At 57.9% G+C, this 20,268-nt stretch carries 24 protein-coding genes and 1 tRNA gene; 16 read left to right on the forward strand and 9 right to left on the reverse strand.

Annotated elements, in window-relative coordinates:
* Positions 1 to 314: 314 nt before the first annotated feature.
* From J2W46_RS14635 to J2W46_RS14645, 3 genes are all read right to left on the reverse strand, one after another.
* Positions 315 to 530, reverse strand: a complete 216-nt coding sequence (locus tag J2W46_RS14635; RefSeq protein ID WP_310354575.1) for a hypothetical protein — start codon at positions 528 to 530, stop codon at positions 315 to 317.
* A gap of 70 nt (positions 531 to 600) precedes the next feature.
* Positions 601 to 795: a hypothetical protein gene (locus J2W46_RS14640; RefSeq protein WP_310354577.1), complete on the reverse strand. Its 195-nt coding sequence runs from the start codon at positions 793 to 795 to the stop codon at positions 601 to 603.
* 216 nt (positions 796 to 1,011) lie between these two features.
* Positions 1,012 to 1,320, reverse strand: a complete 309-nt coding sequence (locus tag J2W46_RS14645; RefSeq protein ID WP_310354578.1) for a hypothetical protein — start codon at positions 1,318 to 1,320, stop codon at positions 1,012 to 1,014.
* Here J2W46_RS14645 and J2W46_RS14650 point away from each other — a divergent pair.
* Positions 1,319 to 1,810: a hypothetical protein gene (locus J2W46_RS14650; RefSeq protein ID WP_310354579.1), complete on the forward strand. Its 492-nt coding sequence runs from the start codon at positions 1,319 to 1,321 to the stop codon at positions 1,808 to 1,810. The two genes, J2W46_RS14645 and J2W46_RS14650, sit on opposite strands and share 2 nt — an antisense overlap.
* An 88-nt stretch (positions 1,811 to 1,898) precedes the next feature.
* On the opposite strand, the gene J2W46_RS14655 is transcribed toward J2W46_RS14650, so the two are convergent.
* A complete protein-coding gene (locus tag J2W46_RS14655; RefSeq protein ID WP_310354581.1) occupies positions 1,899 to 2,153 on the reverse strand; it encodes a hypothetical protein in 255 nt (84 codons plus the stop codon).
* Positions 2,154 to 2,280: 127 nt separating this feature from the next.
* The gene (locus J2W46_RS14660) at positions 2,281 to 2,784 is read right to left on the reverse strand and encodes a hypothetical protein (RefSeq protein WP_310354583.1); all 504 of its coding nucleotides are present in this window, start codon (positions 2,782 to 2,784) and stop codon (positions 2,281 to 2,283) included.
* Positions 2,785 to 2,997: 213 nt separating this feature from the next.
* Here J2W46_RS14660 and J2W46_RS14665 point away from each other — a divergent pair, with 213 nt between their 5' ends.
* The 15 genes from J2W46_RS14665 to J2W46_RS14735 all read left to right on the forward strand — a co-directional run bounded on the left by J2W46_RS14665 (position 2,998) and on the right by J2W46_RS14735 (position 16,667).
* Positions 2,998 to 3,348, forward strand: a complete 351-nt coding sequence (locus tag J2W46_RS14665) for a hypothetical protein (RefSeq protein WP_310354585.1) — start codon at positions 2,998 to 3,000, stop codon at positions 3,346 to 3,348.
* 5 nt (positions 3,349 to 3,353) lie between these two features.
* The gene (locus J2W46_RS14670) at positions 3,354 to 3,809 is read left to right on the forward strand and encodes a terminase small subunit-like protein (RefSeq protein WP_374726831.1); all 456 of its coding nucleotides are present in this window, start codon (positions 3,354 to 3,356) and stop codon (positions 3,807 to 3,809) included.
* The gene (locus J2W46_RS14675; protein ID WP_310354588.1) at positions 3,806 to 5,152 is read left to right on the forward strand and encodes a phage terminase large subunit; all 1,347 of its coding nucleotides are present in this window, start codon (positions 3,806 to 3,808) and stop codon (positions 5,150 to 5,152) included. Before J2W46_RS14670 ends, J2W46_RS14675 begins: the two co-directional genes overlap by 4 nt.
* Entirely contained in the window at positions 5,152 to 7,017 is a 1,866-nt protein-coding gene (locus J2W46_RS14680; protein ID WP_310354590.1) for a portal protein, read from the forward strand. The genes J2W46_RS14675 and J2W46_RS14680 overlap by 1 nt, the downstream gene beginning before the upstream one ends.
* Positions 7,005 to 7,307, forward strand: coding sequence for a hypothetical protein (locus tag J2W46_RS14685; RefSeq protein WP_310354591.1), 303 nt, complete (start codon positions 7,005 to 7,007; stop codon positions 7,305 to 7,307). The genes J2W46_RS14680 and J2W46_RS14685 overlap by 13 nt, the downstream gene beginning before the upstream one ends.
* A complete protein-coding gene (locus J2W46_RS14690; protein ID WP_310354593.1) occupies positions 7,308 to 7,616 on the forward strand; it encodes a hypothetical protein in 309 nt (102 codons plus the stop codon).
* A 105-nt stretch (positions 7,617 to 7,721) separates the two neighbouring features.
* Positions 7,722 to 8,450, forward strand: coding sequence for a hypothetical protein (locus tag J2W46_RS14695; RefSeq protein ID WP_310354594.1), 729 nt, complete (start codon positions 7,722 to 7,724; stop codon positions 8,448 to 8,450).
* Positions 8,451 to 8,459: 9 nt separating this feature from the next.
* Positions 8,460 to 9,662, forward strand: coding sequence for a P22 phage major capsid protein family protein (locus J2W46_RS14700; RefSeq protein WP_310354596.1), 1,203 nt, complete (start codon positions 8,460 to 8,462; stop codon positions 9,660 to 9,662).
* Positions 9,663 to 9,724: 62 nt separating this feature from the next.
* Positions 9,725 to 10,066 carry a hypothetical protein gene (locus tag J2W46_RS14705; protein WP_310354597.1) on the forward strand — a complete coding sequence of 114 codons (342 nt, stop codon included), beginning with the start codon at positions 9,725 to 9,727 and terminating at the stop codon, positions 10,064 to 10,066.
* Positions 10,063 to 11,664 carry a hypothetical protein gene (locus J2W46_RS14710; RefSeq protein WP_310354599.1) on the forward strand — a complete coding sequence of 534 codons (1,602 nt, stop codon included), beginning with the start codon at positions 10,063 to 10,065 and terminating at the stop codon, positions 11,662 to 11,664. Before J2W46_RS14705 ends, J2W46_RS14710 begins: the two co-directional genes overlap by 4 nt.
* 227 nt (positions 11,665 to 11,891) lie before the next feature.
* A complete protein-coding gene (locus tag J2W46_RS14715) occupies positions 11,892 to 14,054 on the forward strand; it encodes a glycosyl hydrolase family 28-related protein (RefSeq protein ID WP_310354602.1) in 2,163 nt (720 codons plus the stop codon).
* A 192-nt stretch (positions 14,055 to 14,246) separates the two neighbouring features.
* On the forward strand, positions 14,247 to 14,729 hold the full coding sequence (locus tag J2W46_RS14720) for a glycoside hydrolase family 108 protein (RefSeq protein WP_310354604.1): 483 nt from the start codon (positions 14,247 to 14,249) through the stop codon (positions 14,727 to 14,729).
* Entirely contained in the window at positions 14,726 to 15,292 is a 567-nt protein-coding gene (locus tag J2W46_RS14725; RefSeq protein WP_310354606.1) for a hypothetical protein, read from the forward strand. Before J2W46_RS14720 ends, J2W46_RS14725 begins: the two co-directional genes overlap by 4 nt.
* Entirely contained in the window at positions 15,289 to 15,522 is a 234-nt protein-coding gene (locus J2W46_RS14730) for a hypothetical protein (RefSeq protein WP_310354608.1), read from the forward strand. The genes J2W46_RS14725 and J2W46_RS14730 overlap by 4 nt, the downstream gene beginning before the upstream one ends.
* Positions 15,523 to 15,524: 2 nt before the next feature.
* A complete protein-coding gene (locus J2W46_RS14735) occupies positions 15,525 to 16,667 on the forward strand; it encodes a hypothetical protein (RefSeq protein ID WP_310354609.1) in 1,143 nt (380 codons plus the stop codon).
* On the opposite strand, the gene J2W46_RS14740 is transcribed toward J2W46_RS14735, so the two are convergent.
* The 4 genes from J2W46_RS14740 to J2W46_RS14755 form a co-directional block, all read right to left on the reverse strand.
* Positions 16,645 to 17,844, reverse strand: a complete 1,200-nt coding sequence (locus tag J2W46_RS14740; RefSeq protein ID WP_310354611.1) for an acyltransferase family protein — start codon at positions 17,842 to 17,844, stop codon at positions 16,645 to 16,647. The two genes, J2W46_RS14735 and J2W46_RS14740, sit on opposite strands and share 23 nt — an antisense overlap.
* A 226-nt stretch (positions 17,845 to 18,070) precedes the next feature.
* Positions 18,071 to 19,267, reverse strand: a complete 1,197-nt coding sequence (locus tag J2W46_RS14745) for a tyrosine-type recombinase/integrase (protein ID WP_310354612.1) — start codon at positions 19,265 to 19,267, stop codon at positions 18,071 to 18,073.
* Positions 19,268 to 19,439: 172 nt separating this feature from the next.
* Positions 19,440 to 19,514, reverse strand: a tRNA-Arg gene (locus tag J2W46_RS14750).
* Positions 19,515 to 19,879: 365 nt separating this feature from the next.
* Entirely contained in the window at positions 19,880 to 20,071 is a 192-nt protein-coding gene (locus tag J2W46_RS14755; protein WP_020065290.1) for a rubredoxin, read from the reverse strand.
* Positions 20,072 to 20,268 lie beyond the last annotated feature (197 nt).

Consider the following 20,268-nt stretch of genomic DNA (forward strand, 5'->3'; position numbering starts at 1 on the left):
GCCCACGCTAAAGGAAATTTACCGCGAGAACTCAAGCACTCGTACGATCTGCACGATGCTTGGAGTGAAACCGCTGACCCAGACACAGATATCGGCAGCGACTGGAGTTACGAACGGTTGCGCGTGCAAATGTCTGAAACTGCTGATCGAGGAAGGCTATGTAAAGCGCGGACCGCGGGCAATGAGCGGTCAGCGGAACTCACTCGGTCCGCGACCCTGGACATACGTCACAACAGGGAAGCCGTTTCCATCGGCGAGAACGGCCCTTCCCGAGGCGCCCAGTGCGAAGGAACTCTGCGACATCATGAACCAGATCATCCGCAGAGCGTGGTGACGATGTCCAGGATCTCGGTCAAGCTCATTTCGCCGAAGTACTCGGCCAGCAACGGGAATAGCGCGGCATCGTAGGCGGCGCAGTGCTTTTCCTTGAAGACGTCGAAATGCCCGTATCGCGCGATAACAGTGGTTTCAGCTGCAATGCTCGCCGAGTCGAAAAATGCCTTGGCCTGGGCGATGGTATTTGAGGTCATGAAAAGCCATACGGCCGCAACGACGGCAGCCTGAGTGTCTGAAATGAGCGCGCGATATGGTGTGATCTTGCTACCAGAGCAACGCCATGAAATCCGCCAGGATCATGTCAGGAATCTCTTCGGCGAGGATGCCGTACACGATGCGGTCGTACTCGGCACCCAACTCGGGATCGAGGATGTCGAAATACCCGTGACGAGCGGTGATGATCGCGTCAGCCGTAGCATCGGCCGACGCCATGAGTTTCTGAGCGGTGATCTTGTCCATGATCAGGCTAACGGCCGCCGAAGAAAAAAGTTGAGGCAGAGAATACAGGCCGTGGGCGAACAGATAACCAGGAAAAACTCTTAGAGTAATTCTGTTTCGTCCTGCGGCGTGTGGTTTAGTCCGACCAGTTCGGGACTCTTGAGTCTGATGGATGATGCCACTCGCACAATGCCGCAAGAAGCCGCATGCGCGGAATTGGGGTCAACAGTTTCTGAGTTACTGATTTTGCGAGCGCTTGAGCACAACCAGGCTGCTGATCGTGGCGACGATGTACGCCAAAGTATTTCCGCCGATCCGAGCCCAGACGTCGCCCTCAGTCATCTGTGCGGCTTGCAGGTCGATGAAGACCCCGAAATCGTTGCCGATGTGCAGCTTTGCGAGAAGCCAGAAATCCCTCGCGCTTGGCATGACGAGTACGACGGCGGTTGCGATCAGCGCCCAGTTCAGTGCGTGATCCGTGTCAATAGTGAAATAGATGATGCACCCCATGACGAGGCCAAGAGATGCTGCGATCAGGATTGGCATGAAATGGCGTCCCTCAAAAACTGCTTTAACGGACCGTTTCTGGAAAAACTTGAGAGGAATTTCGATGACCGAGCATCAGATTGACGCCTATTGCGACCGCTGGCTATGGTGGAGTCAGACACGCCGGCTGTATGTGCCGGCTGGCAAGCTCAATATTCTGGCCAGGCTGCAACCGCGCAGATCTGCTGTGCGCGAGACGGACGCGCGGCTCGATCCGGAAATGCCATATTTTAACTCTGCGCTGCATGGCCTTCTCGAAGAGGAGGGCCGGGAAGATGAGGCGGCCTGCTTCCTGGGCGTCTACTGGTACGACGCAAAGATCAAGCAGGTAGCCGCAGAGCTGAAATGCGCGCGCGGGACGGTGTACAACCGGGCGCGAAAGTTCGCTGAAGACGCAATACGGATGAGCAAAGCGCTAAAGAAGGCTCACCAATCGATGAGCGCACTGTGTTCAAAAAACGTTGAGCAAAATAGTTCGTGCGTCGATTGAACAGTCTGCATTAAAATCTGTAACTGATAGGCAGTCTCGACAACTGTCTTTAAAGCCCGCCGAGCAAAAGCAGAGCGGGCTTTTGCTTTTACTTGGCCGAAGTATCGAAATGCGATTCGCCTTCTACAACTGTATGGCCTTGCCAAGTTAGCCGAATAAAATTGCCAAGGTTGCTGACAAGCCCTCGGTCTTGCAGGATTGCCACATGGTGGGTAATTGCCGTATGCATATCGCTGTCAGTGCCCCCTAACGCTTGACAGATCACGCTAAGTCCCTCGCTTCCGCGATCGCTATCAGATAGGTGTTTCAAAATCTGTGCGGCGAGTTGGTCGTTTCGTTTCATTTGGGCTCACGTTATTCAAGCCGGCTCTTCCGGCTACGGAATATTACATGGTAAGTCGAGTACGCTTCAACGCTTTGTGGATTCCGCGAAGCGAGCCATTACGCGCCGACGGGCAGAGCGTTTGGCGTTAATGTCTACAAGTGGAGAGCTGCTCTTGGATCTTGTCTCGACGTTGAGCCAACGCTTCTTGGCGGTACGGATTGCCTGTGGCAGAGATTGACGCTTCCAACGAGTCGATTTGTCTCTCGAAAAACCCGCATGGCTCCAGTTGTTTGATCTGTTCCTTCAGTGATGTGTTTTCGACGGCAAGTTGTTCGCCCGAGGTGGTCAACGCCTTGTATGCGTCCTGCCACTGCTTAATTTGCTCTTGAGAGTTTTTCAGTGTTCCAGCACTCAAAGCCGCAGACGTGGTCGCGATCGAAAGCTTATCTCGGAGGTCATTGATCTGGCTTTGGTATTTTTCGCCGCCAGCAGCGGCGCCCATCGTGTAACCGATCTTGCAGGCTGCGCCGGCAAGCCCAAGGCCTAGCGTGATAGCCGTTACGGTGCTTTGCCATCCAGCTAGAAACCCTTTTTTCGCCGTTTCGGCCGGCTGGCCGACGTTTCCATTCGTTGTATCGATATCGCTCACGACTTCTCCCGATTTACGCACTCAACTACGTATATCGGCGATTTCTCTGGCCGCTTTAGCCCAGGTTGTAGGCGTACGCTACCGCAATTCGGTTGACGCAAGCCGTGAGTGCGCTAACCGCGGCAGCTATGAATGTTGTGAAGCCCGACCTCCGCCGGCTTGCCGGAACTCGCAGGGCGCATGTCGTAGCACCCTTAAACTTTGGAGTGAATGATGAGCGATCCGATTGCACAAGCAGCAGAAGCATTGAGCGCCGCACCGAGCAGCACCGATCCTGTGACTGGCAATGTGCTGGTCAACGAGACGCCTACGATGGCAGCGCCGGAGATTGCTCCGGTGGGGGAGCCCGTTATCTCGCCGAGCGAGCCTGCTCCTGCTGTGGAAGCCGCTACGTCTACTGCCGCTTCGGATGCGCCGCAACAGGAAACTGAACTGCCGCGCGAAACGCATCTGATGATGCTCGAAGCGAAGATCGCCGGCTTCCGCGCGAAGCTCGTCAATGCCGAACGTGTCGCGCTCGATGAGTTCGAGGCGATCGTGGCGCATGTGAAAGCGGTGCTGTAACTGCTATGGCTGGCCGCCCAACATCGTTCACGCAGAAGATTGCGGACATGATCTGCGAACGTCTGTCGGACGGGGAAAGTCTGCGCACGATCTGTCTGAGCGACGATATGCCGAATCGCTCGACTGTATTCAGATGGCTGGCTGATGAGAGCCGCAAAGAATTCCGCGACCAATACGCGCGCGCACGAGAGGCTCAAGCGGACTTTCTGGCCGACGAGATACTTGCGATCGCCGACGATGCGACTCACGACACTGTAATGAAGACGAATCGTGACGGCTCAGACGCTCACGAGACAGCCAACAGCGAATGGATCAACCGCTCACGGCTGCGCGTGGATGCTAGAAAGTGGCTGGCGTCGAAGCTTGCTCCGAAGAAGTATGGCGATAAGGTCGAGCTCTCGGGGACTGGTGAGGGCGGCGCAATTGTGGTTGCAACTACGCCCTTAGATGAGCGTCTGTGAAGCTCAACCCTAAGCAGGAAGCCGCCCAGCATGTTCTGGCTGGCGACGCCACACACATCATGCTCTTTGGTGGCTCGCGCAGTGGCAAGACGTTCCTGCTGGTGCGCAACGTCATCATGCGCGCGCTCAAAGCGCCGGCTAGTCGGCATTTGATCGTCCGCTTCCGTTTCAACCACGTCAAGAATTCGATTGTGCTTGACACCTTCCCCAAGGTGATGCGGCTAGCGTTTCCTGGCGTCAAGTACACGCTGTCAAAGACGGACTGGTATGCGGAGTTCGAGAACGGCGCTCAAATCTGGTTCGGCGGCTTGGACGACAAAGAGCGTACCGAAAAGATTCTCGGCCAGGAGTACGTGACGATCTACCTGAACGAATGCTCGCAGATCCCGTTCGGGTCGGTCGGTATCGCAATCACGCGTCTTGCGCAGAAGGTCGAGCAGGTCATCAAGGGCGGCGTAAGCGGTCTGATGAAGCCGCGCATGTATTACGACTGCAATCCGCCGAGCAAGGCGCATTGGGCCTATCAGGTGTTCGTGCAGAAGCGCGACCCGGATACGCGCCTGGCTCTGCCGCGCGGAGAGGATTACGCGTACTTCCAGATCAACCCGCAGGACAACGCTGAAAACCTTTCTGAAGGCTATCTTGACACGCTCAAGTCGTTGAGTGCTCGCCTTCAGAAGCGCTTTCTCAAGGGCGAGTTTGCCGACGCGACGCCGAATCAGCTATTCGCCGACGAGACGATCGACAAATGGCGGCACATGGATGGCGCGTTGCCTGACATGGTGCGCGTGGTGGTCGGCGTGGACCCGAGCGGCTCAGGCGATGCTGACAACACTGACAACGACGCGATTGGGATATGCGTAGGCGGTCTTGGTATCGACGGGAACGCCTATCTGCTTGAGGACTGCACGGTGAAGGCCGGCCCGGCGACATGGGGAAAGATCGCCGCCGACGCATACGACCGGCACGCAGCTGATGTCGTTGTGGGCGAGACCAATTACGGCGGCGCAATGGTGCAGCACGTGATCCAGACCGCGCGGCCGAGAACGCATTACAAGCAGGTCACAGCGACCCGCGGCAAGGCTGTTCGTGCAGAACCTTTTTCAGCGCTCTATGAGCAGGGCAAGGTTCGCCATGTTGGTGAGTTCCGCTCGCTTGAGGACGAATTGACCGCATTCAGTACGGTCGGATACATGGGCGAGCAGTCGCCAAACCGCGCTGATGCCTGGATATGGGTGCTGACCGAGCTATTCCCCGGTCTCGTGCGCGCGCCCAAGAAAGAATCGAAAGTTAAACCTCGTATCAGACATGCCGGAAATTCTGGCACAGGGTGGATGGGCTAATGGCACGCAAACGCAAATCCGACGACGCTGAAGCGAGCGGGCTGGACCCGATCGTCAAAGAGGCGAAGGAGCGGTTCGCCCGTTGCGAGGACGCTGAGAGCGAGTTTCGCAAGCTGTTCGTCGAGGACATGAAGTTTGCGAACGGCGACCCGGATAACAACTGGCAATGGCCTGACCGTATTCGCCAGTCGCGTGACGGTGACGCGCGTCCGTGCCTGACGATCAACAAGGTGCGTCAGCACAATTTGCAGATCATCAACGATGCGAAGCAGAACAAGCCGAGCATCAAAACGCTGCCGATCGACGGTAAGGCAGACGTGCAGATCGCCAAGATTCTCGACGGCATCATGCGGCACGTCGAGTACAACTCGCACGCTGAGATTGCCTACGACACGGCGACTGAGTTCGCTGTCCAGGCAGGCTTGGGCTATTGGCGCGTCATCACGGACTATGCGCACGACGGATCGTTTGAGCAGGAAATCTTCATCCGGCGCGTGAAAGATCCGCTGAGCGTCTATATCGACCCGGATATACAGTCGGCCGATGGCGCTGATGCAAAGTACGGTTTCGTGTTCGAGGACGTGCCGAAAGAGGAATACGAGGCGATGTACCCGGAGTCAGACCCGGCGAGCGTCACGTTCCCGATGAATGCGACCGGCGATCCGTGGCTTGAGAAAGACCACGTGCGCGTGTGTGAGTATTTCTACCGCGCAGAGAAAAAAGACACGCTGATCAATCATCCGGTCAAAGGGCCGATGAAGCTGTCCGATGTGGACGAAGAAAACGAGCGTAAGGCATTGCTCGACGACGACAGCGTAAAGAAACGCGAGATCACCGAGCCGCATTTCAAGTGGTGCAAGATCGCTGGCGACAAGATCATTGACCGCAAGGAATGGCCGGGCCGCTATCTGCCGATCGTTCGTGTGGTTGGTGAAGAAATCACGATCAACGGCAAGGTTGAGCGCAAGGGCCATACGCGCAACATGAAAGACGGCCAGCGCATGTACAACTACATGACCTCGGCCAACGTCGAATACATCGCGTTGCAGACCAAGACGCCGTATGTCGCGCCGGCTGAAGCGATTGAAGGCTATGAAGACGAATGGGCGAACGCGAACAAGGATAACAAGGCGTATCTGCCCTACAACAGCCTGCGCGAGGACGGCTCACAGATAGAGCGTCCGCAGCGCGAGCAGCCTCCTGTAGGCGCTTCTGCGTACCTGCAAGCCATGCAGACGGCTCAGCAGGAACTGATGATGACATCGGGCCAGTATCAGGAGCAGTTCGGTGCACCGTCGAATGCCGATGCTGGCGTTGCCATTGCCGCGCGTCAGCGTCAGGGCGACAAGGCGACGTATCACTTCATCGACAACGTTGCGCGCGCCATTCGGTACACCGGCCGGATCATGGTCGATCTGATCCCGAAGATTTACGACACGCAGCGCGTGGTGCGGATTGTGGGCGAGGACGGCAGCGAGGACTTCGCGCAGTTGAACCCCGAGCAGCCGCACGCAGTGGGTACGCCTGATGGCGCGCCGGCTCAGGCAGCTACTGACATGACGCCGGAACAGGCCGCGCAACTGATCTACAACCCTGGAATCGGTCGTTACGACGTGACCGTCGAGGTCGGCCCGAACTATGAAACGCGCCGTCAGGAAGCGTTCCATGCGCTCACGCAAATCATGTCGCAGGATCAGGACCTGATGAAGGTTGCCGGCGATCTGCTGTTCAAGGCCGCGGACTTCCCGATGGCTGATGAGGTTGCAGAACGTCTGCACCGCACGATCCCGCCGCAGATTCTCGGCGAAGGTCCGACGCCTGAAATGCCGACGCCACGCAGAAGATGCAGCAGATGGGCCAGATGATCGAGCATCTGACTGCTGAGCTTCAGAACGCGCGCGGTGGCCGCGAGCAGCAGGACACGAACATCAAGGCATACGACGCTGAAACCAAGCGCTTGCAGGCGCTCGGCCAGCCGCTCGATCCGCATCTTGTCGCACACGTGGCGACGGGTGTGGTGATGGACATGATGCAGACCGGCGCGCCAGAGGGTAATCCCTCCTCTCCGCCCGATGGGCCTCAGCAGAATCAACCTCAATCCAACCCGCCGAGTGCGGGTTTTTCTTTGCCCGCTCAACCTCAACAGGGGGCCTAAATGGCTGGTTACACCGGAATTCTCCAGGACCTCGGCAGCACGACGCCGATCGTCGGTTTGTATCGCATCGCTCAAACGCTGACGCCTGCATCGGTGGCGGCAAATACGAGTGCCGAGCAGACGTTCACGGTACCGGGTCTCGCGGTCGGCGATTCCATCGACGTGAACAAGGCATCGCATCAGGTCGGCCTGTCGATCGGCAATGTACGCGTCTCCGCTGCGAACACGCTGGCGATCCAGTTCGTGAATACGACTGGTAGCCCGATCGTGCCGACGAGCGAGCAATACATCATCGGCGGTCAGCGCTAAGACCCAGCAACACAGCTTTCCAGAAGGCCCGTTTCCAGCAATGGAGCGGGCCTTTTTGTTTATCCGTACCCGGCGGCTTCCGGGGCTCAATCCTTGGATACGTCCATGCAAACCGAAGAGAACGCTTCAACCGAAGTAGAGAACGTCACGCCTACGGCCTCCACGGAACAGGCGCAACAGCCCGCATCAGAAGTCAGCACGGAACCGGGCGCCGGGCAATCCGCAGAGCAAGTCGAGCAACCGCAGCAGGAAAAGCCCAAAAACGATTGGGTTCAACGGCGCATCGACCAACTCACGCGGGAGAAACACGAGGAAAAGCGGCAGCGTGAAGCGCTCGAAGCCCAGTTGCGGCAGTACCAGCAGCCGGCGGAAGCCCAGCAACCGAAGCAGATGACCGCCGACGAGATCAGGGCCGAAGCGAAGCGCCTCATTCAGCAGGAACGGTTCGACGAAGCCTGCAACAAGGTGTTCGACGCCGGCAAGGGCGAGTTCGGCAACGAGTGGGATTCGTCGCTGCGCACGTTCCAGATGCTCGGCGGCGCATCACCTGAGTTTCTCGAAGCCGTCACGGCGATGGATGCCGGCCACAAGGTATTGCATCACCTGGGCCAGAACCCTGAAGTCGCTGAACGCCTGCTGTCCCTTCCTCCGTTGCGCATGGCGCTTGAACTGGCCCGTCTCGAATCGACGGTCGGTAAAGCGAAAACCCCACCCGTTTCCAACGCCCCTCCACCGATCAACCCGATCGGCGGCCGGTCTGCGCCCGTTGAGCCGCCTGAGTTTGCGACCACGGCTGAGCAGATCGCGTGGTGGAAGAAACACGGCTCCAAATGAGGCTGAAAAATGGCAAACACTCTTCTTAATACCAGCAAGATTCTCGACAAGTCGCTGATGATCCTTGAAAACAATCTGGCCTTCTCGGGTCGGGTGAACAAGGAATACAGCGACGAATTCGCCATCAAGGGCGCAAAGATCGGCTCGACCGTGAACGTGCGCAAGCCGGTGCGTTTCGTCGGTACGACCGGCCCCGCGCTGGCAGTCGAAAACGTGGTGGAAACCGTCGTGCCGGTCACGCTCGACACGCAGTTCCACGTTGACTTCACGTTCTCGTCGCAGGAACTGACGTTGAATATCGACGACTTCGCGGACCGTTACCTGAAGCCGGCAATGGCGACCATCGCGAACAAGATCGATTTCGACGGCCTCGGCCTGTACACGTCGGTCGCTAACCAGGTCGGCACCGCGGGCACCACGCCGAACGACATCGCAACGCTGCTGGCTGCCGGCACGCGTCTGGATCAGGAAGCCACGCCGCGCGACGGTCAGCGTACTGTCGTGTGGGACCCGGCTGCGAACGGTTCGATGGTCAAGGCCGCCGCGGGTCTGTTCAACGCGCCGCGCCCGATCAGCGACCAGTACGAAAGCGGCATCTTCGTTCCGGCGCTCGGTTTCGACATCGGCATGGACCAGAACATCCGCCAGGCAACGACCGGCACGCGCACTAACGGCACCGTTTCGGGCGCTGGTCAGACGGGCACGACGCTGAACGTGACGGGTCTGGGCGCTGGCGGCACGGTTGCAGCCGGTGACACGTTCACGATCGCTGGCGTGTTCGCTGTGAACCCGCAATCGCGTCAATCGACGCGCGTCCTGCGTCAGTTCACCGTGACCGCAGCGGCGACCGCTGATGGCTCGGGCAATGCCGCACTGACGATCTTCCCGTCGATCAACACGGCTGCGTCGAACCAGCAGTATCAGACGGTCTCGGCCGGCCCGGCAAACGCTGCTGTCGTCACGTGGGACGTGGCTGCGAGCACGCAGTACACGGTGAACATGGCGTACCACAAGAACGCCTTCACGCTCGCAACTGCTGACCTGCAAATGCCGGAAGGCGTGGACTTCGCAGGCCGTCGCAATCACAAGGGCATCTCCATGCGGATCGTGCGTCAGTACGCGATCGGTACCGACACGTTCCCGTGCCGTATCGACGTGCTGTATGGCTGGCGTCCGATTTACCAGGAACTCGCCTGCCGTATCGCCGGCTGATTGACCAAGGGGCCGTCATGTTCGGATCGACATGCGGCCCCTGCATCCTTTTGGAGTGGCTCATGCCATACGAATATCAGGAGTTCCCCAAGTGGACGCGCAAAGGCAAGGAAGAGCGCCTTGTGCATTCGCGGGAAGAACTCGAAGCGCTCGGCGAAGGCTGGTCGGACGAGAAACACAATCCGCCGAAAGTCTATGTCGATTCGGATGCGTTTCTCGAATATCCCAAGATGGTCAACGGCGTCATTGTGCAGAGCGCCGATGAAGAGGCTGCCTTGGCACCGGTTGAGCCGGAACAGAGCGACGAGCGCAGCGCATTGATCCAGATCGCCGACGAGAAGGGCGTCAAAATCGACAGGCGCTGGTCGAATGACAAGATTCGCGCGGCTCTGGAGGCAGCGTGACGACGGCCGTCGATCTGATCACGCTGGCGCTGAAGGACATAGGCGCTGTCGGCATCGGTCAGGCTATCTCTGCTGAGGATACGGCCGATGCGCTTGCGACGCTGAACATGATGCTCGGGCAGTGGTCAGTGGATCGTCTGAGCGTCTATCACCTGATCGACACGGCCAAGCAATCGACCGGCGCGCAGTCATACACGGTCGGGATCGGTGGCGACTTCAGTATCACGCGCCCGATCAAGATCAATGCTGCTTATGCTCGTCTCACAAGCAGCGGCGCCGGTAATGCGGTTGACTATCGGATCAGCATGATCGACGCGCGCGAGGACTATGCGCGAATCAGCGTCAACACGCCGGAACAGATCGCTCTCCGCAATCAGATCGCGCGCGAACAGCAGGCTCTATCCAACTACGCTCAGCAACGCATTGATGAGACCGGCGCGAGCCCGAATCTGACGAACAACGAGCAACGCGGTCAGGTTATCAATGATGCGGTCCATGGCGAAGGCGGTCTCAACGAGTGGTTCCAGCAAGCGAAGCAGCAGATCTACGATCAGGCCCGAGCGGAGTCGGGCGACAACCCCATTCGGACGAGTCACGTCGACGCGCTGCTCAGCGATCCGCAATTCATCGCTGAAGCAGAGCGCGGAGGCAATTCCCGCGTCGTGTCTGGCATTACTCAGTTGATGGACTTGGCCAGAAACACGGGCTTTCGCGATCCCATCACAGGCGAAGTCACGTCGCCCGGAAGCGTCGCGGCATGGGACGCGGTCCGCAAGTCAAACAACGCTGATTGGAACGAAGCCAACGCACGGACAATCGGCGCAATCAACCGTGCAATTGATCAAGACATCGCATCTGCGGCTGGTTCGGACGCCTACAAATTGGGTGACGCCATTCACCAGGCGCAGCAGACGATCATGGGCGCGCGAGGCTTCAAGCAGATTTTTGGTGACGCCGATGCGAACGGCGTGAAGTCGGGCGCAGCTGTCGAGCAGATCCCGAGCCGCTTGAACAATATGCCGATCGACCAATGGCGGCACATCTACAACACGTTTGACGATCTCTCGAAAGGGCGTGTGGCCGGTGCGCCAGATGGTGCGCCGCCGATTCCGGATGAGTTGCAGCAGGCAGCGCAAGCAGCCAAAAACGAAATGTCTGGCGCATTAGCGCGTGAAGTCTATGAGCAGGGCGCTGGCAAGGCTGGCGTGTGGAATCAGAACAGCGTGAACAAGACGCTGAACTCGGTCGTCGGACAAAAGATTTTGCAGACCTTCCCGCCCGACGAAATAGAGAAGTTCCACACGCTCAATTACGGCGGCCAGATCATGCCGGGCGTCCACTCGTATGAGGGCGCGGGACTCCAGACTCAGCGGCTGAGCAAAGCGAGTCTTGCCGAAAAACATGCGGGCAAGATTGGCGCCTCCATAGGTGGAGGACTCGGAGGCGCAATTAGCGGAGGGGCGGCTGCTACCGCTGGCGCCGGCGCCGGTGCATGGGCCGGCAACAAGCTCGCTGCGGGCCTCGCGTCGAAGCGCCTCGAGGGGGAGGCGAATCAGCTTATCGAGGCGATGCGATCGAACTCAAAACGCGGTCGATAGGCGACACCACGTCAGCTATCCAATTCCATACCCACTGGCTCTCTTTGTCGTCAGTGACTGCTGCATAGATCATCAGAGGAATCCATGCCTGCGTGCAACCCACGAGCACAAGCGCTAACGCCTGAAACAGCCATTTAATCGCGTTCATTTAATCCCCGAGCCCTCCCTGCGAGGGCTTTTTCATTATAGGCCACCCAAAGAGGTGGCCTTTTTCGTTTGAGGCCCACATGCAAATCATCCCAAACGCGAAGTCTCAGTTCATAGACCAGAACGGACTCCCGTTGGCAAGCGGCACAGTCGGCTTCTACTACCCCGGCACGCTGAACCCCAAGCCGACGTATCAGGATGCGGCCGGGACCATCGCAAATACGAATCCCGTGACACTGGATAGCCGCGGTCAGGCGCTGATCTGGGGTTCGGGCGTTTATCGGCAGATCGTCAAGGATGCATCCGGCGTCACGATCTGGGATCAGGTGACGGAGGATTCAAACTCTGGCCTGATCGGCAATATCACCGATGCCAAGTTCGTCAGCGGAACGGATTTCACGCCTGGTGTCACGTCAAGTCTGACGCTCCCGTTAGCTCCTGGAGCGATTGCAAACACCTGGATCTATTTCGACGCTGCATATCAGGCAGACGACCAGGTTTTGTCGCTGGTCGGAACGGCCCTGACGTTCAAATCGCCTATCCCCGTTGGCGTGCAGGAAGTGAACATCAAGATCGGTACGACCATCGCAATCGGTACGCCGAATGATGGATCGGTTGCGGATTCGTCAGTGGCCGCAGGAAGCGCCCTTTACAACCGCATCAATCACTTCATCGATGTGACAGACCCGCGATTCGGAGCGAAATGCGATGGCGTGACGGACGATGCCGCAGCGATCCGCGCGGCTACCGCGTATGCGTCGTCAAAGGGCGGCGGTGTCGTTTTCATTCCGGCAGGCACCACACTGGTTGCGTCGTCTATTGTCGTGCCACCGAACGTTACGATTCGTGGCGACTCGATGTATGCCACGACCGTCACGGTCCCGGCTAACGCCACCGGATTCAACGGCTACAACCCGAATGCCGTCTTTATCCTGAACAGCAACAATTGCGGCATCCGCGATCTCGGGATGGACGGCAATATCGCAAACAATGCGTCTCAGGGTTTTGGTGCTATTTCGAATACCGTTTTGGCTTCCGGGGTATTTGTGGAAAGCTGCTATATCCGCAATTTCATCTACAACGGGATTGTTTTTAACCCGGCTACCGGCTCTATATCGAACTTCCGAATCAACCGAAACCGGCTGGAAAACATCGGATGGGGTGCTATTACTGCATATTGCTCGATAAACGGACAGATCAATCAAAATTCAATTATCAGTTGCGGTTCTGCTGGAATTCAGACTGGATACAACGCAAGCACGAGCAACTTTACTTTTTCCCAATACATCATCATTGAAGGCAACTACGTGAACCGTTCGATTCCGCCGACGCATATAGTTAGCAATGCAGCAGAAAGCGGCTTCATGATCGGCGTGGGCGCAGGTGATGAATACATCACGATCTCTAACAACATCTGCTACGACAATCGCAACGCGAAACAGGATGGTATTGGGCTGGGACAGGACGGAACGCGCGTCAATGAAGGGCTCGTCTTCGATTCGAACGTCGTGATATATGCCGGTCTATTTGGTATTGACGTTAGCTCAAACCACATCGTTAGCAACAACTATATTCGTTACGCCGCTCAGCAGGGCATCAAGCTCGGCACTGATATCGGCGGCAATCTGGTCAATGCGACGGTTGTCGACAATATTGTTGATTCGTGCAATCTCTCCGGCGTTGGATCAGCAGATGGCATCTGGGTGGACGGAACTTTAACTTCGTCGATCCCGACGGCTCTGTACGAAAACATCAAGATCAACGGCAATCGGGTTACTGATTTCAACTCGCCTGCCAATACGGTGTATGGCTTGAACATTGGGTTCAGAAATGGCCTTACCTATCTGAACTGCGAATTCTCGGGTAACGATTTTTCTCAGCTTGCCGGCGTAAATGGCAATGCCTTCCATGTATCTGGCCCGGGCACCAATTACGTTGGCTGGACGTACCGCCGGAACAAACACCCCCAAGTGTTCCCCGCCATTGCCGGCACTGGTCCTTTGATCATGGGGCTGGACGCTGCAACGATCGTCAACGGAAGCGCAACGAACGTAACCGACCTTGTCGGGGGCTTCGACGGCCAGGAAATCATGGTCCAGTCTGGGAGCGCCAATACGACCTATATCAATGGGTTGGGCATCTCTATTCACAACAGCGTGAATCAGGCGGCGGCCGCAAATTCCTACTACAAGTTCTTCCGGTATTCATCAATCTGGTATCTGAACCAGTTCTTCACGCCATAAAACGGGGAAATACATGCATAAGGAAACCATCGCGGCAAGCGCAAATGGCGCCACCAGTCTAGCTGGCATCGGCAGTTCGTGGTGGTTATGGCTGACTGATCCAAATTCAGCGCATGTTGTATCGGTTCTAACGATGATTCTTATTCTGTCGCAACTCGTATGGGGCTGGCGGAAGTTCTTCAAGGAGCGGTCATGAGTGCTTTTGATGACGCTTTCTCGGCGCTTCTAGGAAACGAGGGCGGCTATGTTGACAACCCTGCCGATCCTGGCGGCGCAACCCGCTGGGGCGTCACTGAACGTGTCGCGCGCGCATGGGGTTATGCCGGTGATATGAAAGACCTTCCGATTGAGACGGCCAAGGCCATTGCGAAAAAGAACTACTGGGATGCATACCAGTGCGATCAGTTCGATCCTCGCATTGGCTTTCAGGTGTTCGATGCTGCATACAACGGCGGGAAACCTGCTCAATGGTTGCAGCAGGCGGCCGGCGTCACTGCTGACGGGGTGATCGGGTCTATCACCGTTGCCGCGGTGCGAGCAGCAGACCCCATGAAGATCATCATGCGCTTCGCTGCTTATCGCCTCCAGTATCTCGGCAATCTTTCGGCGTGGCCCACATTCGGCCATGGTTGGGCCAACCGCATCGCAAACAATCTGATTCGAGGTGCGTCATGAGCGTGTGGGATTCCGCATTGAACGTCGTCAAGACGTTGGCGCCGACGATTGCGACCGCCCTCGGCGGTCCGCTCGCGGGCGGCGCTGTGATGGCGCTCGAAAGCGTGTTCGGCATCACTGCGAAGCCGGATGCATCGACGGACGACCGGCAGACTGCAATCGCCGCGGCAATCAGCGGCGCGACGCCCGAGCAACTGGCGGCAATGAGAAAGGCTGATCAGGATTACGCGCTCGCGATGGCTCAGGCTGGGTTCAAGAACGTCGAAGAACTTTCAAGCCTGGTCGTTCAGGACACCGTCAGTGCGCGGGACATGCAGATTGCCACGAAATCTCTGACGCCTCCGCTGCTCACGCTGAGCATCACCGTTGGCTTCTTCGGGCTATTGGTCATGTTGTTCTTCGTGAACGTCCCCGAGGCGAACAAGGCGATTGTCTATAGCTGCGTCGGCTCGCTCGGCACAGCGTGGCTCGTCGCGGTTCATTTCTGGTTCGGCGATACGCAGGCAAGCGCGCGTAAAACCGAGTTGCTAGCCCAATCCACACCTTCGGGAGCGCCTCAATGAACCTGCTTCTTCGCTACCTGATGAACTGGCTGATCCTGCTCGACCAGGCGCTCAACACGCTAGCTGCTGGCTCCCCGAACGAAACGATTAGCGAGCGCGCAGCGAAGGCCCGCAACAAGGGCAAGAAATGGGGCTGCTTACTCTGCAAGTTTCTCGGCTGGGTCAATACCGGCCATTGCGACAAGGCTTTGACTTCGACAATCGGCGACGACGCTGTTATCAAGGACTGAACATGAAACGACTTCTTACTCTCATCTCGCTCTCACTGGCGTCGGCAGTATCATTTGGCGCAACTCTAAATCCAGTCCAACTGCTTAACCCTGCAGGATCATCCAGCGGACAAACCATTGTTTCGACTGGTGCGAGCACGGCTCCGGGATGGGGCAATGTGCCAGTTGCGAATGTGGCGGGCGCGGCCCCCGCTGCGTCGCCCACGTTCACCGGGGTTGTGACCGTCAACAATTCGGCGACGTCAGGTAGCTCGCTGTTGATCAACGCTGCGAGCAACACGAGTTCCGGAGCCGCGATCTTCTTTGGCGGCAACGGAGCGTCCGCGCCTAACAAGTACCTACGTGCGTTCAACGGCGCATTCCAGATCGTCAACAGTGCAGGCAGCGCAACAATCGTCACTATCGATGATTTCGGCAACACATCGCTTGCTGGTAGTGTGTCTGGCGGCGCTGCTTCATTTACGACGCTATCGGTCGGCGGTGCCATAACCGGTGTACCTGGACGCCTGCTGAATATCCAAGTGTTCACCGCAAGCGGAACCTATACACCCACTTCCGGCGCCAATCGCGCGATTGTGGAAGGAGTTGGGGGTGGTGGAGCTGGCGGCGGTGCGCCGGCGACCGGAGCAGGGCAGGCATCTATTGGTGGCGGTGGCAGCGCCGGAGCTTTCGGGCGGATCTATATCGCGTCAGGCCTCTCACCGCAGACCGTGACCATTGGCTCAGCCGGTGCGCCGGGCTCGGCCGGTGCCGCTGGTGGCGCTGGTGGCGCGACGTCATTCGGTTCGCTAATGTCGCTACCCGGCGGCCTCGGGGGTTCTCCTAGTGGACCGACTGCTGGTCCCGCTGTGGCAATTTCTTCTGGTCAGTCAGCGGCCCCGAGCGGAACGGGAACGTTCATCTTCTCTTCGAAGGGTGCTTACGCAACCCATGGAATCATCGCGACCGCATCGAATTTCGCATCGGGAACCGGGGCAAATTCTCCATTCGGGGCAGGCGGCCCAAATGCCGTCGGCACTCAATCAGGCACCACGGGCAGCGGATATGGGGCGGGCGGCGGCGGCGCTGGCGCGTTAGCGTCGCAATCAGCTCAGGCGGGCGCGGCCGGTCAAGCAGGGGCGATCATTGTTTATGAATATCAATAGCAGCCCCATTTTCTGACCATGGGAGCCGGAGCTTACTCAGAGACTTCCCTAGCCGAATAAACGGCCTCTCGATCATTGCAAAGGTCATTGATGCAATGATGCATAGAACTGTTCCGCAGAGCAGGAGCGAGGCCCAATAGTGTGTGGGCGAGATAATTGCCCACGCCTTGAACGGCTCCTGCCAGAATAAGACCGTCATCGGGATACCCTGAAGCAGGTAAATGCCATAGCTGATGTGCCCCATACGTTGTGCTGACCTAAGTCGCAGTAGGCCAAACAGGTCGGCGCCGCTGCAGATCAAATAGAATGCAGTCCCGGTAAGGGTTATCTGCAGCACACCCGCGTGCGTCTTAGCGAACGAAAACATCGCAGCCAATGCGGCGAGCGCGATAATCGACATCGTGTGGACGTTGAGCCGCGGCGCGAATCCCTCATGCAACAGCGACGCCGTCGCTATCCCGCAGAAGAACGCTGCAGGCAGGCACCACAGATCAGACTGCGTTGTGAGGATGATCGCGAATGACGCGGCCAGTCCGACAAGCGCGAATACCATGTGCATTCCTGACCTGACGAACGTCGCAGTCACGACCAACGAGAAGTAGAACCACCATTCGTATTTGATGCTCCAGGTGACGCCCATTAAAATGAAAATCGTCCACGGGAATGCATTGATCGGCTGCATGTCATCGTTCAAGCCAAGTGCGAGCCAGCGGCCCATGTTCGGCACGAAGTTGTCCAGCGGCTCGCGCAGCTCAAACCCGGATCGCCAGAAGACAATGATGGCCATCGCCACAACGGCGACGATGTACAGCGGACCTATCCTGAAAAGTCGACCGATGTAGAGCGCCGCCCAGTCAGGCCGGCCATCTCGCTTCAATAGCCTAGTCCAGAAAAGGAATGCCGTGATCATGAAGAACAGCATCACGGCAACACCGCCGAGCGGCCGATAGAAAAGGGCGTCCCCTGCCATCCACTTTCCGACCGTCACATAGTTATATTCAATCAGTCCGTGATACAGCATGACCGACAGAGCCAGAAATCCGCGCAATCCGTCGATGGTTGAAACCCGCCCGAGTGCTGATCCGGTGGCGTCGACGAACCTGAATACTGGCAGCGCAAACAGGCAGCATAGGAAAGCCATGAAGGCGAAGTACGGCGCGATGTTGTAGAGACCCATTGTTATATCTTTTTTAATATTACTTCGGCCAAGTCTACAGGAGGCGTGTAAGGCTTTCCTTACGATGAACTCGGTTTTTTGAAAGCTGCTCGCCGACGCGGCTGTCAGGAGGCTCCTGCTGGGAGACGGGGAGACGCCAACCAGCGCTGTCACGCGCCGAAAGATGGCGCCAGTTTTGTCGCTAAGCGCACCACAGCGAAATTCAACTGTTAGTCATGTAGCGCTGCTACGGGCGCGCCAGAAAATCTGCCCATTCCTGCATCATTTTGCGGCGCTCCGGGAGGTATTCGGCATGCACATAGGCTGCTGTGACCTGGTTTCGCTCCGCGTGCGCAAGCTGCCGGTCGACGACGTCGCGGCTATAGCCGCGCTCGCGCAGGACGGTTGCGGCAAGCCCGCGAAATCCGTGGCCGGTCATGCGTGACTTGTATCCCATGCGGTACAGAGCAAACAGCATGGTGTTGTTCGAAATCGGGCCGCGAGTGCGCCCCTGAATGCTGAAGAACACGTGCTTTTCTGCGCCATTCAGCTTTCTGAGTTCGCCGAGGACTTCTAGCGCCTGTCTGGAAAGCGGCACGATGTGTGGGTCGCGCATCTTCATCCGCTCCGCCGGAATCCGCCATTCGGCCGCCCGTTCATCGATCTCGGTCCATTCCGCATTAATCATTTCTGTCGTGCGCACGAATGTCAGAGCCATAAAGCGGAGAGCCAGCCGGGTCACCAGATCTCCCTGGTAGGCAGAAATGTCCCGCATAAGTTGCGGAATCTCGACCGGTTTGACTCGCGCCATGTGCCGCACGCCTGGACCTTTTTTCAAAACTGTTTCGACGTCGATGTCGGCGGCCGGATTGCGTGTGCAGCGTCCAGTCATGATTCCGTACTGGAAGACTGCCCGAGATCGTTGCAAGACCCGCTTGGCCGTCTCCCGCACCCCGCGAGCCTCGATCGCGCGGATGATTTCCAGCATGTGGGGCGCCTCAATGTCCGCGATTGGCTTGGCCCCAATTTTCGGGAAGGCGTCCACCTCCAGCGACTTGATCAGCTTGCCGGCGTAGACATCGGTCCAGCCGCCTTTCTGCGATGCAAACCACTCGCGTGCAACGATTTCGAAGGTTGATGCCGCCACGAGAGCACGCACGCGCTTGACCTCGTGTTTGTGGGCGGACGGATCGATGCCAGTGCTTAACTGCTTGCGCGCGGCGAGACAGGCGTCACGAGCCTCGGCCAGAGTCACCTCGGGATAGACGCCGAATGAGGCGACTTTCTCTTTGCCGTCAAATCGGTACTTCATCCGCCAGTAGCGTGCCCCGTTCGGCATGACCTGGAGATAGAGTCCCTTGCCGTCGGCAAGCTTGTACGGACGGTCGGAACCTTTGGCTCGTCGGACTTGCAACTCAGTCAGCGGTACGATCTGTTTAGGCATGGTCCGGAGTGGGGGTATCGAGTTTTAGGGGATATTTCAGATACCCCGTCGATACCCCCAAGAAATGTGGTTTGTATTGGGGGCTTGTGGGCAATGATGGCAGCAAAAAGCCCCGCAGCGCAAGGCGTGACGGGGCTTTTTGGGCAAACTTGGGAAATGCTGGGAAGGTGCTTGGTCCCCCTGGCAGGAATCGAACCTGCATCTAGCGCTTAGGAGGCACTTGTTCTATCCATTGAACTACAGGGAGATGGATAACTTTGCGGGGCGGACCGGGCCCCTGATCTTTGCTCGCTGCGCCCACATTCGGCGGCAGCGGCTCACATGTCCAGCTATGCAAGCGAGGGCAAGAGTATAGCAAAAACGTTGGAAACGAATGCCGCCTTCAAAGCCCGCCAATACACGATCGGAGCCCGCCGACGCGACACTATTGCCGACGTTTCGCCTGACGACCGCACCGGCGAAGAAGAGTATCAGACCCGGCTCGCTCCCCGAGCCCGCCCCAAAAAACAAGCGGCCCAGCAGGCAAGACCTGCTGGGCCGCGCGAACTACCGACGCCTTATCTCAATGTCCGGCCGGTCAAGGCTGGCACACCACAGCCAAGCCGCTCAGCCTCAAAATTCGACCACCGCGAATTCCGCTTTGCCGACGTCGCACAGCGGGCAGCGCCAGTCGTCCGGAATCGCGGCGAAGCGGGTGCCCGCGGCGATGCCTTCTTCGGGCAGACCTTCTTCCTCGTTGTAGATCCAGCCGCAAATCAGACACACCCAGCTTTTATATTCTGTCACTTCCGTTACTTCGCTCACGACGCACTCATCTCTCTTCAATGCAATGATCCGCCCAGTCTGCCCCTTTTTTGGGCATGGCGGCGACCCGCAATACTACAGGAATTCGTCCGATGCCCCGAGTTACCGACGTTCCGCGCAGGGCTTGCGCGAGGGCGTGTCACGTAGAGCGTGTATCCTCGGACTCGCAGCGGCTCGGCGTTTCCACGCGGTTTATG

The sequence above is a fragment of the Paraburkholderia strydomiana genome (assembly GCF_031456815.1).
Lineage (GTDB): Bacteria > Pseudomonadota > Gammaproteobacteria > Burkholderiales > Burkholderiaceae > Paraburkholderia > Paraburkholderia caledonica.

Bases quoted from the DNA above. Each gene is read 5' to 3' on its own strand.
- J2W46_RS14635 (WP_310354575.1), bottom strand. From the start codon at position 530: ATGACCTCAAATACCATCGCCCAGGCCAAGGCATTTTTCGACTCGGCG.
- J2W46_RS14640 (WP_310354577.1), bottom strand. From the start codon at position 795: ATGGACAAGATCACCGCTCAGAAACTCATGGCGTCGGCCGATGCTACG.
- J2W46_RS14650 (WP_310354579.1), top strand. From the start codon at position 1,319: ATGAAATGGCGTCCCTCAAAAACTGCTTTAACGGACCGTTTCTGGAAA.
- J2W46_RS14645 (WP_310354578.1), bottom strand. From the start codon at position 1,320: ATGCCAATCCTGATCGCAGCATCTCTTGGCCTCGTCATGGGGTGCATC.
- J2W46_RS14655 (WP_310354581.1), bottom strand. From the start codon at position 2,153: ATGAAACGAAACGACCAACTCGCCGCACAGATTTTGAAACACCTATCT.
- J2W46_RS14665 (WP_310354585.1), top strand. From the start codon at position 2,998: ATGAGCGATCCGATTGCACAAGCAGCAGAAGCATTGAGCGCCGCACCG.
- J2W46_RS14670 (WP_374726831.1), top strand. From the start codon at position 3,354: ATGGCTGGCCGCCCAACATCGTTCACGCAGAAGATTGCGGACATGATC.
- J2W46_RS14680 (WP_310354590.1), top strand. From the start codon at position 5,152: ATGGCACGCAAACGCAAATCCGACGACGCTGAAGCGAGCGGGCTGGAC.
- J2W46_RS14685 (WP_310354591.1), top strand. From the start codon at position 7,005: ATGGGCCAGATGATCGAGCATCTGACTGCTGAGCTTCAGAACGCGCGC.
- J2W46_RS14690 (WP_310354593.1), top strand. From the start codon at position 7,308: ATGGCTGGTTACACCGGAATTCTCCAGGACCTCGGCAGCACGACGCCG.
- J2W46_RS14695 (WP_310354594.1), top strand. From the start codon at position 7,722: ATGCAAACCGAAGAGAACGCTTCAACCGAAGTAGAGAACGTCACGCCT.
- J2W46_RS14700 (WP_310354596.1), top strand. From the start codon at position 8,460: ATGGCAAACACTCTTCTTAATACCAGCAAGATTCTCGACAAGTCGCTG.
- J2W46_RS14705 (WP_310354597.1), top strand. From the start codon at position 9,725: ATGCCATACGAATATCAGGAGTTCCCCAAGTGGACGCGCAAAGGCAAG.
- J2W46_RS14715 (WP_310354602.1), top strand. From the start codon at position 11,892: ATGCAAATCATCCCAAACGCGAAGTCTCAGTTCATAGACCAGAACGGA.
- J2W46_RS14720 (WP_310354604.1), top strand. From the start codon at position 14,247: ATGAGTGCTTTTGATGACGCTTTCTCGGCGCTTCTAGGAAACGAGGGC.
- J2W46_RS14725 (WP_310354606.1), top strand. From the start codon at position 14,726: ATGAGCGTGTGGGATTCCGCATTGAACGTCGTCAAGACGTTGGCGCCG.
- J2W46_RS14730 (WP_310354608.1), top strand. From the start codon at position 15,289: ATGAACCTGCTTCTTCGCTACCTGATGAACTGGCTGATCCTGCTCGAC.
- J2W46_RS14735 (WP_310354609.1), top strand. From the start codon at position 15,525: ATGAAACGACTTCTTACTCTCATCTCGCTCTCACTGGCGTCGGCAGTA.
- J2W46_RS14740 (WP_310354611.1), bottom strand. From the start codon at position 17,844: ATGGGTCTCTACAACATCGCGCCGTACTTCGCCTTCATGGCTTTCCTA.
- J2W46_RS14745 (WP_310354612.1), bottom strand. From the start codon at position 19,267: ATGCCTAAACAGATCGTACCGCTGACTGAGTTGCAAGTCCGACGAGCC.